The organism is Azoarcus sp. KH32C (assembly GCF_000349945.1).
Classification (GTDB): Bacteria; Pseudomonadota; Gammaproteobacteria; order Burkholderiales; family Rhodocyclaceae; genus Aromatoleum.
In genome coordinates this window covers 3876578-3888438 of sequence record NC_020516.1, presented here as the reverse complement: position 1 = coordinate 3888438, position 11861 = coordinate 3876578, and the positions used below count along the sequence as shown (strand labels likewise).

The window sequence follows — 11861 nt, the reverse complement described above, 5'->3', positions numbered from 1 at the left end:
GCCGCGATAGTTTATCCGCAGCGAATTGCGCCGGCGCCCTGATCGGCTTACAGTTTTTGTAACTGCCCGCCGACGGAAGCGCGCATTCTGGCAGCGTTTCGGCCGGAAGTTCAAGAATGTCGAGGGATGCACCCGAGCGTTGCATTCGATCGGCCTGGTATTGATCCATTCCGCAGGCAGCCTTTTCCGCAACCTCACCGACCCTTGCAATGAACCTGCGTTTCGTCGAAGCCTTCCTGTGGGTCGCTCGCCTGAAGAGCGTGACCCGCGCCGCGGACAAGCTGTGCCTCACGCAATCCGCGGTGTCGAGCCGCATCGCGAGCCTCGAGGAGGAGCTCGGCGTGCCGCTGATCGACCGCCGCGAGCGCCACTTCCGGCTGACGAATTCGGGTAACCGCTTCCTCGTCTTCGCCGAGCGCCTGCTCGACATCCAGCGCGAGATGAAGGACGAACTCGGCGCGCCCGAGCCGCAGGCGATGACGCTGCGCATCGGTGGCATCGAGTCCGTGCTGCATACTTGGCTGATCCCGCTCGTCGAGCACCTGCGTCGCACTCAGCCGCATATCGAGTTCGAGCTGACCGTCGAAATGAGCCCGGTGATCGTCGAGCATCTGCGCCGTGGCAGCCTCGATCTGGCGTTCGCGGCGATGCCCGCGGCGGGCGAGGGCATCCGCGTCGAGGAGATGCCGTCGCTGGAGATGGTGTTCGTCGGCCGTCGTGCCGACGCGGAGCGTGCGGAGCGCTGGACGCTGACTGAAATCCTCGACCGCGACGTGCTGACCTTCCAGCGCGGCTCGCAGCCGCATGTCGCACTGGTCGAGTTGATCCGTCGAGCCGGACTCGAAAGCGGGCGCATCCACACGATCTCGTCGATCTCGGCGCTCGTGCGGATGGTCGAAGGCGGCTTCGGTTTCGCGACGCTGCCAAGAGCAACTGTGCCGAGTCTCGCGCGGGGCGCCGATCTCGCGGTGCTCGACACGGAGGCGCGGCTGGCGTCTCTGCCGATCCACGCATCCTATTGGGCCTATCCCGGCGCGCCGCAACTGGAAGCCGCGGTGCAGGAGGCGATCGCCTTCGTACGGCGCTTCCCCGTCGACGGCGTCGTCGCGTCGGAAGCCGCTGCCGAGCCCGCGAAAAAGCGCGCATCCCATCGAAAAAATCGATGATGTCACAACGAAATTTTGCGTTTGTCTAGCTTCCGGGCGCCGCCGATACTTTTGTTACGACGCGATGACAGCGTCGGGCAAAGGATAAGGAGGGGATTCGGTGGAAAGGAATCGAGACGGCGCGCTTGCGTCGGCTGAGCAACTGACGAGTGGCGTTCTAGCGCGCCAAGCGATCCGGGCCGGGCAGTGGTCCTCCCATACCAGCGGGCTCGCGCCGGGCCATGTACAAGGCAATGTCGTGATCCTGCAGGCGCAGGATGCCGACGACTTCCTGCGCTTCTGCCAGCGCAATCCCAAACCCTGTCCGCTGCTGGCGGTGTCCGAGCCCGGCGCGCCGCTGCTGCCGACACTCGGCGCCGATGTCGACATCCGCTTCGACGTGCCGCGTTACCGCGTCTGGCGCAAGGGCGAACTGGTTGCCGAGCCGACCGCGATCGACGAATTGTGGCAGCCGGACTTCGTGACTTTCGTCATCGGCTGCTCGTTCTCGTTCGAGCAGGCGCTGCTTGATGCCGGCATCCCGCTGCGCCACGTCGCGCAGGGGCGCAACGTGGCGATGTACCGCACGAACATCCCGACGAACCCGGCCGGCAAGTTCCACGGTCCGCTGGTCGTGTCGATGCGGCCGATGACGGCGGCGAACGCGATCCGCGCGATCCAGGTCACGTCGCGCCTGCCGAACGTGCATGGCGCGCCGGTGCATTTCGGCGATCCGGCCGAGATCGGCATCGCGGACCTCGCGAAGCCCGACTTCGGCGATCCGGTGGAGATCCTGCCGGGCGAAGTCCCCGTCTATTGGGCCTGTGGCGTGACGCCGCAAGCCGCGGTGATGGAAGCGAAGCCCGAGCTGTGCATCACGCACGCCCCGGGCGCGATGTTGATCACCGATCTCTTGAATCACCAACTCGCTTTTTCCTGAACAGAGCCTGTTTTCGTCGCACCCCGGCACAGACCGGGGGCGGCGTGTGTCGAACCACCGCAAAGGAGATCCACCGTGTGGATTAGTGAGACGAGCAAGAACGAACGCAAGACCCTGATCGCCGCTTTCGCCGGCTACGGCGTCGATGCCTTCGATTACATGATTTACACCTTCTTGATCCCGACGCTGATGGCGGCGTGGTCGATGAGCAAGGTCGAGGCCGGCTACATCGCGACCGGCGCGCTGATCACCTCGGCGATCGGCGGCTGGGCGGCCGGCATCCTCGCCGACAAGTACGGCCGCGTGCGCGTGCTGCAATGGACGGTGATGTGGTTCACCGCTTTCACCTTCCTCTCCGGTTTCACGGATTCCTTCGGGCAGCTCTTCTTCACGCGGGCGATGCAGGGTTTCGGCTTCGGTGGCGAATGGTCGGTTGGCGCGGTGCTGATCGCCGAAATGATCGAGGCGAAGAACCGTGGCAAGGCGGTCGGTCTCGTGCAGAGCAGCTGGGCGGTCGGCTGGGGCGTTGCCGCGATCGCGTTCTGGGCGGTCTATGCGATGTTGCCGGCCGAGCAGGCGTGGCGCGTGCTGTTCTGGCTGGGCATCCTGCCGGCGATCCTGATCTTCTACATCCGCCGCAACATTCATGACCCGGAAGTCTTCCACGTTGCCCGCGCGAAGGTGAAGGCCGAAGGCGGCGGCAACTTCCTCGAGATCTTCTCGCCGCGCCTGCTGCCGACGACGATCTTCGCGAGCCTGCTGTCGACCGGCATGATGGGTGCCTACTACGCGGTCACGACCTGGCTGCCGACCTTCCTGAAAGTCGAGCGCAAGCTTTCGGTGCTGGGCACGAGCGGCTACCTCCTGGTGCTGATCCTCGGTTCCTTCATCGGCTACCTGACGAGCGCCTGGCTGTCGGACCAGCTCGGTCGCCGCCGCTGCTTCATGCTGTTCGCGACCTGCGCCGGCACATTGGTCTACGCCTACACGCACATCCCGATCACCGACCAGATGATGCTCTTCCTCGGTTTTCCGCTCGGCTTCTTCCTGTCCGGCATCTTCTCGGGGATGGGGGCTTTCCTCGCCGAACTGTTCCCGAACGAGTTGCGCGGCTCGGGGCAGGGCTTCTGCTACAACTTCGGCCGTGCGGTGGGGGCGACCTTCCCGGCGCTGGTCGGTTATCTGAGCACCAGCATGCCGCTCGGCGAAGTGATCGGCATGCTCGCGGCGGGTGGCTACCTGCTCGTGATCGTCGCCTGCCTGCCGCTGCCCGAGACGCAGGGCCGCGACCTCGCGCTGCAGAACTGACGAGACCGTCCCTTCGGTCGTAATGGGCTCTCGCGCCGCCGCTGGCGGCGCGTGCGGGAGCCCATCCGAAAGCCAGCCTCTGGGCATCAGCCCCCTCCGAGCGGAATAATCCGGCCATGAGCACTGACATTTCATTTCCGCCGCCGCGCCTCCTGAGCGTCGGCGACGCCGCCTGGACCGTCGAGTTCGGCGACAGCATCGATCCGGCGATCCACGGCCGTGTGCTCGGCTTCTCGAGCCTCCTCGATACGCTGTCGAGCGACGGCCGCCTCGAAGGCGTCGTCGAATGGGTGCCGACCTTCCGTTCGGTGACCGTCCATTTCGACCCGCTGCGCACCGACGCGATGGCGCTGCACGATCTCCTCGCCGAACTCGCCGGCAAGAGCGGCAGCCTGTCGGCGGCCGGTTGCCGCTGGCACATCCCGGTGTGCTTCGAGGCTGCCTGCGCGCCGGACCTCGACGAGGTCGCCGCGGCGAAAGGCATGCCGCGCGACGAGGTCGTCCGACTGATGACCGAGACGGTCTTCACGGTCTACATGCTCGGTTTCCTGCCCGGCTTCCCCTACCTCGGCGGTCTGCCGGCGGCGCTCGACATGCCGCGGCTCGCGACGCCGCGCAAGGTCGTGCCGTCGCGCTCGATCGCGATCGCCGGCCGCATGTGCGCCGCCTACCCGTGGGAAAGCCCGGGCGGATGGCGCTTGCTGGGGCGCACCCCGGTGCGGCTTTTCGATCCCGCGAATGCGCGCCGTCCGGCCTTGCTCGCCCCCGGCGACGAGGTGGTGTGGGAGGCGATCGACGCGGCGACCTACGATGTGCTCGACAAGGAATGTGCGGCGGGCCGCTTCGATCTGTCCTCGCTGCTGAAGGAAGGAGAGGCGGCATGAGCGGCGTCGTCGAAGTGGTCGATAGCGGTCTCGCCGTTAGCATCCAGGACCGCGGCCGCACGGGCTATCGCAACATCGGTGTGCCGGTGTCGGGCGCGCTCGATCCGGTGCTGATGGCGGCAGCCAATGCGCTGGTCGGCAATCCGGCGGAGGCGGCGGTGCTCGAAGTCGGCTTGAGCGGACCGTCGCTGAAGGCGTTGTCCGGCACGGTGCGCGTCGGGCTCGCTGGCGAGATGGGGGCGCAGCTTGTGAATACGCGTGGCCAGGTGCTGAAGGTCGCGCCGTGGCAGACGGCGACGCTGTTCCCCGGCGACATCCTGCGCATCGGCGGCGTGTCGCACGGCGTCGGCTATGTCGCGCTCACCGGCGGCGTGCAGGTGCCCGCGCAGCTCGGCAGCCGGTCGACCTATCTGCGCGCGGCGATCGGTGGGGTGCAGGGCAGGGCACCGAAGGTCGGCGACCGCCTGCAGTGCGAAGCGGTGCGCGGCGATCCCTGGCTCGAATCCCGCGGCCGCGCGCCCTGGCACCACGAGACCGGGCCGATCCGCGTGATCCTCGGCCCGCAGGAGGATCACTTCACGCCGCAGGCGGTGGCGAGCTTCCTGACCCGGCCTTACAGCGTCACGCGCGACATGGACCGCATGGGGCTGCGTCTCGACGGCGAAAAACTCGCGCACAATGAAAAGGGCGCCGAGATCGTCTCGGACGGCGTCGCGCCAGGCACGATCCAGGTCCCGGCGAACGGTCAGCCGATCGTGCTGATGGCCGATTGTCAGACCTCGGGCGGGTATCCCAAGATCGCGACCGTGATCCGTGCCGACCTGCCGCGCCTCGCGCACCTGCGGCCGGGCGACGAGCTGCGTTTTGTCGCCGTCAGCCACGCCGATGCGGCGAAGGCCCTGCGCGAACAGGTGCAGCGTCTGGCCGACTGGGCCGGCGCGATCCAGACCTTCCGTCCGCCCGGCGTCATCGACGAGGCGGCGTTGTACGGGGCCAACCTGATCTGCGGCGTCGTGCGCGGCGATGAGTGGAGCCTGCACGGCGTCGACCTTTCCCATCCCTTCGGAGCACAGCATGGGTAAGCGCATCAATCTCAACGCCGATCTCGGTGAAAGTTTCGGCGCCTGGCGCATGGGCGACGACGCGGCGATGCTGGAGGTCGTCAATTCGGCTAACGTCGCCTGCGGCTTTCACGCCGGCGACCCGCTGGTGATGCAGCAGACCGTCGCGACCGCGAAGCGCTGCGGCGTGAGCATCGGCGCACATCCAGCCTTCCCGGACCTGCAGGGCTTCGGTCGCCGCTGCATGGACGTGCCGGCCACGGAGCTCGAAGCGATGCTGATCTATCAGATCGGCGCGCTCGCCGGCATCGCCCGCGCCAAAGGGATGGCGGTGACGCACGTCAAGCCGCACGGCGCATTGAACAACATGGCCTGCGCGGATGCGAAGCTCGCGGCAACCGTCGCCCGCGCGATTCATCGCCTCGACCCCGACCTGATCCTGCTCGCACCGGCGCTATCGCAACTTGTCATCGCCGGGCGCGAAGCCGGCCTGACGGTGGTCGAGGAGATCTTCGCCGACCGCGCCTATCTGGACGACGGCAATCTCGTGCCGCGCTCGCAGCCCGGCGCGATGATCCACGGTGCCGAGGCCTGTCTCCGTCACGTGCTCGACATGCTCGAAGCGGGCGCGCTGATCTCGATCAACGGCAAGCGCCTGCCGGTGAGCGCGCAGAGCGTCTGCGTGCATGGCGACGACGCCGAGGCGGTCGCAACCGCGCGGGCCTTGCGCGAAGGGCTGATGCGGGCCGGTTACGAGCTCGTCGCGATTCCCGAACTCGGCTGATCGCGCTCAGGGCAGCGCAAGCACGCGCTCGACGGCGTCGGCGAAGTCGTCGGCTGTGAGGCTGGGCCGTATGTCCGGATGGTGGTCGTCGCCCTCGCGGAACTTGCCGGTGCGTACAAGCACCCCCGGGATGCCGGCATTCTGGGCTGCGCCGACATCGTCATGAAGGTCGTCGCCGATCACGGCGGCATCAGCCGGGACGACGCCAATTTCCGCAAGCGCCATATGGAAGAAGGCCGATGCCGGCTTGCCGACGATCTCGGCCTGCTTGCCGCTGCTGAACTCGAGCCCGACCACGAAAGCGCCCATGTCGAGCGACAGGCCGTCCCGCTCCATAAAGTAGCGATTCTTCGCCATCGCGATGAAGGGTTTCCCGTCCATCAACAGGCGAAATGCAGCGTTGAGACTGGCGTAATCGAGGAAAGGGCCCATGTCGCCCATCACAACCGAGTCCGGATTTTCCGCGCTCGGTCCGAACTCGTCCGCGAGGTCCGGATGGATCAGATACATCGGACGCAGCCCGCGCTGCGCGACGAGCTGCTGCGCGGCATGCGGCGCGGTCTGGAGCTCGTCCGCCTCGATCGTGAAACCCATCTCGCGCAGGCGCGCGACCAGCGTGCGACGCGGCGTCCGCGTCGTGTTGGTCAGAAAGCGCAGCGGCAGCCCGGCGTCGCGCACCCGGGCGAGGGCCGCCACCGCGCCGACGACGGGGTGATCGCCGATGTGCAACACCCCGGCCAGATCGATCAGCAAGGCCTTGGGGCGTCGGGTGAGCGGTGGTCCGGAAGGGGCGGGCATGGCCGGCTCCTGGGCGTGAGTGGCGAATCGCTTCCGTTATAGCAGCAAGATTGGTGCAAAGCAGCAAAACCGAGAGCGGCGCGCCGTCGCGATCAGACGTCCGCCTCGACCGTGTCGCCCTTTTCCTCCATCCACGCGCGCCGGCCCGATGCTTCACCCTTGCCCATCAGCAGCGTGAACATGCGCAGCGTGTCATCGAGGGCCTCGGCGCGCACCTTCACCGGCAGCACGCGCCGCGTCGCCGGGTCCATCGTCGTCTCGCGCAGCTGGTCGGGGTTCATCTCGCCGAGGCCCTTGAAGCGGCCGACCTCGATCGACTCCGGCTTGAAGCCTTCCTTCTCGACGCGGTCGCGGATCGCCGCGAGTTCGCCGTCGTCGAGCGCGTAGAGGCGTCGCGCGGGGCGTTTCTTGCCCTGCGCCGGGACGTCCACACGATACAGCGGCGGCTGAGCGACGTAGATATGGCCGCGCGTGATGAGTTCCGGGAAGTGGCGGAAGAAGAGGGTCAGCAGCAGTGTCTGGATGTGCGAACCATCGACATCCGCGTCGGACATGATGATGATCTTGCCGTAGCGCAGGCCCGAAAGGTCGGGCGTACTGCCTGCGGCGTGCGCATCGACGCCCAGCGCGACCGCGATGTCGTGGATTTCGGCGTTCGCGAGCAGGCGGTCGGGGTCGATCTCCCACGCGTTCTGCACCTTGCCGCGTAGCGGCAGGATTGCCTGCGTTTCCTTGTTGCGCGCCATCTTCGCCGAGCCGCCCGCAGAATCGCCCTCGACGAGGAAGAGTTCGTTCTCGGAGATGTCCTCCGATTCACAATCGGAAAGCTTGCCCGGCAGCACCGCCACGCCCGAGGTCTTCTTCTTCTCGACCTTCTGCGCGCTCTTCTGGCGCGCGAGCGCCTGCTTGATCGACAGCTCCGCGATCGCCTTGCCGGCCTCGACGTGGTTGTTGAGCCAGATCTCGAAGGGGTCGCGCATCATCGACGAGACGAGCTTCACCGCCTCGCGCGAGTTGAGCTTCTCCTTCACCTGGCCCTGGAACTGCGGGTCCAGCAGGCGCGCCGACAGCACGAAGCTCATGCGTCCCGCGACGTCCTCCTGCTGCAGCTTCACGCCGCGCGGCAACAGCGCATGATGCTCGATGAAGCTCTTCACCGCATCGAACACGCCCGCGCGCAGCCCGCTTTCATGCGTGCCCCCGGCGACCGTCGGGATCAGGTTCACGAAGGACTCGGACGGCACCGAATGCTCGAACCAGCCGATCACCCAGGCCGCGCCTTCGCCCGGCGCAAAAGTCGAGTCGTCCTTGTCGGCGTATTTCTCCGACGTATAGAGCGGCGCAACCGCCTCGACGTCGCCCGCCTGTTCGCGGAGATACCCGGCCAGGCCGTCCGGGTAGGACCAGCTCTTCGTCAGCGCCGGCCCGTTCGCCTGCTCGATGTCGAGCCGCACCGACACGCCCGACAACAACACCGCCTTCGAACGCAACAGGCGCTCGACCTCGTTCTGCGGCACGCGCGGGTTCTCGAAGTACTTGCCGTCCGGCCACACGCGCACGCGCGTGCCGGTCTGACGGCCGCAGTCGCCGACGACCGAAATCGCGCCGATGCTCTCCCCGCCATCACTGAAGTCGATGCGATGGATCTTGCCCTCGCGCTTCACTTCGACTTCGACGCGCGTCGACAGCGCGTTCGTCACCGCCACGCCGACGCCATGCAGGCCGCCCGAGAAGGCGTAGGCGCCATTGCCCTCGCGCTTGTCGAACTTGCCGCCGGCGTGAAGCCGCGTGTAGGCCAGCACGACCACCGGCACGCCTTCCTCGGGATGCAGGCCGACCGGAATGCCGCGCCCGTCGTCGGCGACGCTCACCGAGCCGTCGAGGTGCAGCGTCACGTGGATCTTCTTCGCGAAGCCGCCCAAGGCCTCGTCAGCCGAGTTGTCGATGACTTCCTGGATGATGTGCGCCGGCGAGTCGGTGCGGGTGTACATCCCGGGCCGTTCGCGGACCGGTTCGAGTCCCTTGAGGACGCGGAAGGACGATTCGTCGTATTGCTTGCCTGTCATGGTATCTGCGCTGTGTTGCGGTCCGGCGGAGGCCGGGAGGCGTGCAAGGATACCCGCTGGGGGCGAAACTGGCACTCCGGGATAGTAAGTAAGGGCGTTACTGCCCGCGCATGAAGAACCGGTCGAGCTCGGCCAGCGTGAGCTGGGTCCAGGTCGGCCGGCCATGGTTGCACTGGTCGGCGCGCTCGGTCGCTTCCATGTCGCGCAAGAGCGCGTTCATCTCCGGAATCGTCAGGCTGCGATGCGCGCGCACCGCGCCGTGGCAGGCCATCGTCGCCAGCAGCTCGTTGCGCCGCGCCGTGACGACTTCCGACGCGGGAAATTCGCGCAGTTCCTCGAGGAGCTTGCGCATCAGCTCGCCGACCGGCGCGTTCGCAAGCAGTGCCGGCACGCTGCGCACGGCGAGTTCCTGCGGTCCGGCCGGCGCGACCTCGAAGCCCATGCCGGCGAGCACCTCGCTGCATTCCTCGGCGGCCGCCATGTCTTTCGCGCTGACCGAGAAGAGCGCCGGGATCAGCAGGCGCTGCACCGACGGCCGGCCGTCGAGCACCGTCTTCAACTTCTCGTAGAGGATGCGCTCGTGCGCCGCGTGCATATCGACGAGCACGAGGCCCTTCGCGTTCTGCGCGAGGATGTAGATGCCGTGGAGCTGTCCGAGCGCGTAGCCGAGCGGTGCGGAGTCGTCGTCGGGCTGGGGCAGCGGGTTCGCGACCGCTGCGACCGCCGTGCTTGGCGGGCGGCTGGCGGTGGGGGCGAAGGCCGTCGGCCGGAAGCCGGCGTCGGCGACGGGAGCGGCGGCGCTGCCCGCGGATTCGCGCGCGCCGCCGACGAAGTCGAAGTAGCTGCGGCTCGCGGACTCCATCGCGAGCCGGCCCTGCACCGGCGGTGCGTCGCGATAGCCGCCGAAGCTCTGCGGACGTGGCGCCGTGCCGGTCACCGCCTGTTCGCGTACGGCATCGCCGCCCGATGCCTCCGCCACGACCGGCGCTGCCGTCTGCGGATCCATCGTCGCCGCGGCACGGCCCGCGAGAGCCGCCCCCGATTCGGCCAGGGTCCGCGACAGCGCGTGGAACACGAACTGGTGGATCGCCCGCGCCTCGCGGAAGCGCACCTCGATTTTCGCCGGATGGACGTTGACATCGACCCCTGCCGGATCGAGCTCGAGGAAGAGCACGTAGGCCGGGTGCCGCGCGCCGTGCAGGATGTCGGCGTAGGCTTGGCGCACCGCGTGCGTCAGCAGCTTGTCGCGCACGAAGCGACCGTTCACGAAGAAATACTGCGCGTCGCGGCTCGCGCGCGAATACGCCGGCAGCGACGCGAAACCGGAAAGGCGCAACTGCCCCGCATCGGCGTCGATCGCGCGCGCCTGCGTCAGGAAGTCATCGCCCATCAGCGCCGCCACGCGGCGGCCGTGGTCGCCCGGCGGCAGCCGATGCACGACGCGGCCGTTGTGCGCGAGCTGCAGGCCGATGTCAGGGCGGGCGAGCGCAACGCGGCGGAACATCTCGTCGCAGTGCGCGTACTCGGTCGCTTCGGACTTCAGGAATTTCCGCCGCGCCGGGGTGTTGTAATAGAGATCCGCGACGTCGACGACGGTGCCCGCGTTCAGCGCCGCGGGTGCCACGCTGCGCTCCGTCCCGTCGATGCGCCACGCATGCGTGCTGCCATCGGCGCGGCTAGTGAGCGTCGTGCGCGCCACGGCCGCGATCGCCGCCAAGGCCTCGCCCCGGAAACCCATCGTCCCGACGCGCTCCAGGTCGTCGAGGTTCGCGATCTTGCTCGTCGCGTGACGTTCGAGCGCGAGCGCGAGCTCGTCCTTCGCGATGCCGCAGCCGTCATCGGCCACGCGGATGCGCCGCACGCCGCCCTGTTCGAGCTGCACGTCGATCGCGCGCGAACCCGCATCGACCGCGTTCTCAAGCACCTCCTTGAGCACCGACGCCGGGCGTTCGACGACCTCGCCGGCGGCGATCTGGTTGATCAGGAGGTCGGACAGCAGGTGGATCGACGGCATGGGCGTGGGGCTGCGGCAGAGTGCAACGTTCAATTATACGGAGTCGGGGCGGTCCGGTTGCCCAGCGGGGTGGGGAATAATGCTCCGCTTCCGGTATCATGCGCGCTGGAAAAGTGCCTCTCCGACCCGCGCGTGCCCTGTCGCGCCGGAACCAAACCCCCAAGACCCTGTCAATGAAGTCCATCGTCATTCTCATTTCCGGCCGCGGCAGCAACATGGAAGCCATTGTGCGGGACCAGCCCGCCGGCGCACGCATCAGCGCAGTCATCAGCAATCGGGCCGATGCCAAGGGTCTCGAATTCGCCACGGCCCACGGCATCGCGACCGAGGTCGTCGATCACAAGGCCTTCCCGTCGCGTGAAGCCTTCGACTCCGCGCTTGCCGCCGCGATCGATGCGCATGAGCCGGATCTCGTCGTGCTCGCCGGCTTCATGCGCGTGCTGACTGATGGCTTCGTGCGCCACTACGAAGGACGGCTGCTCAACATCCACCCCTCGCTGCTGCCGTCCTTCCCCGGTCTGCATACGCACCAGCGTGCGCTCGAAGCCGGGGTGCGGATCCACGGTGCGACGGTGCACTTCGTCACTCCGGCCCTCGATTGCGGTCCGGTCGTCATCCAGGCGGCGGTCCCCGTGCTGTCGGGCGACGATGAAGACAGCCTGTCCGCGCGCGTGCTGAAGCTCGAACACCGCATCTATCCGCAGGCCGTGCGCTGGTTCGTCGAAGACCGGCTGACGATCACGCCCGAAGGCCGCGTGATCGTGCGCGACGAGCCGCTGGCCGAAGCCGGCTGGATCGTGCCGGCGCTCGATTGCACTCCCGGAGTCGGGGCATGCGGCAGTCCACAACACTGATTCTCGC

Annotated in this window: 10 protein-coding genes; 7 read left to right on the top strand and 3 right to left on the bottom strand. The window is 67.6% G+C overall.

Annotation, left to right across the window (positions count from 1 at the left end):
* Positions 1–209 precede the first annotated feature (209 nt).
* The 6 genes from AZKH_RS17355 to AZKH_RS17330 all read left to right on the top strand — a co-directional run bounded on the left by AZKH_RS17355 (position 210) and on the right by AZKH_RS17330 (position 6122).
* Positions 210–1166, top strand: a complete 957-nt coding sequence (locus tag AZKH_RS17355; protein ID WP_015437095.1) for a LysR family transcriptional regulator — start codon at positions 210–212, stop codon at positions 1164–1166.
* A 100-nt stretch (positions 1167–1266) separates the two neighbouring features.
* Complete coding sequence (locus AZKH_RS17350; RefSeq protein ID WP_015437094.1) at positions 1267–2085, top strand: putative hydro-lyase; 819 nt, start codon at positions 1267–1269, stop codon at positions 2083–2085.
* A gap of 75 nt (positions 2086–2160) precedes the next feature.
* Entirely contained in the window at positions 2161–3393 is a 1233-nt protein-coding gene (locus AZKH_RS17345) for an MFS transporter (RefSeq protein WP_015437093.1), read from the top strand.
* A gap of 116 nt (positions 3394–3509) precedes the next feature.
* Positions 3510–4277, top strand: a complete 768-nt coding sequence (gene pxpB, locus AZKH_RS17340; RefSeq protein ID WP_015437092.1) for a 5-oxoprolinase subunit PxpB — start codon at positions 3510–3512, stop codon at positions 4275–4277.
* Positions 4274–5359, top strand: coding sequence for a biotin-dependent carboxyltransferase family protein (locus AZKH_RS17335; RefSeq protein WP_015437091.1), 1086 nt, complete (start codon positions 4274–4276; stop codon positions 5357–5359). The genes pxpB and AZKH_RS17335 overlap by 4 nt, the downstream gene beginning before the upstream one ends.
* Positions 5352–6122 carry a LamB/YcsF family protein gene (locus AZKH_RS17330; protein ID WP_015437090.1) on the top strand — a complete coding sequence of 257 codons (771 nt, stop codon included), beginning with the start codon at positions 5352–5354 and terminating at the stop codon, positions 6120–6122. The genes AZKH_RS17335 and AZKH_RS17330 overlap by 8 nt, the downstream gene beginning before the upstream one ends.
* A gap of 6 nt (positions 6123–6128) precedes the next feature.
* Here the strand turns inward: AZKH_RS17330 and AZKH_RS17325 are convergent, their stop codons facing one another.
* The 3 genes from AZKH_RS17325 to mutL form a co-directional block, all read right to left on the bottom strand.
* Positions 6129–6920, bottom strand: a complete 792-nt coding sequence (locus AZKH_RS17325) for a TIGR01458 family HAD-type hydrolase (protein WP_015437089.1) — start codon at positions 6918–6920, stop codon at positions 6129–6131.
* A gap of 92 nt (positions 6921–7012) precedes the next feature.
* A complete protein-coding gene (locus AZKH_RS17320; RefSeq protein ID WP_015437088.1) occupies positions 7013–8986 on the bottom strand; it encodes a DNA topoisomerase IV subunit B in 1974 nt (657 codons plus the stop codon).
* A gap of 97 nt (positions 8987–9083) precedes the next feature.
* The gene (mutL, locus tag AZKH_RS17315) at positions 9084–11000 is read right to left on the bottom strand and encodes a DNA mismatch repair endonuclease MutL (RefSeq protein ID WP_015437087.1); all 1917 of its coding nucleotides are present in this window, start codon (positions 10998–11000) and stop codon (positions 9084–9086) included.
* A gap of 173 nt (positions 11001–11173) precedes the next feature.
* On the opposite strand from mutL, the gene purN reads away from it, so the two are divergent.
* Positions 11174–11854 (top strand): phosphoribosylglycinamide formyltransferase, encoded by a 681-nt coding sequence (purN, locus tag AZKH_RS17310; RefSeq protein WP_015437086.1) that lies wholly within the window; start codon positions 11174–11176, stop codon positions 11852–11854.
* The last annotated feature ends 7 nt before the right edge of the window (positions 11855–11861 follow it).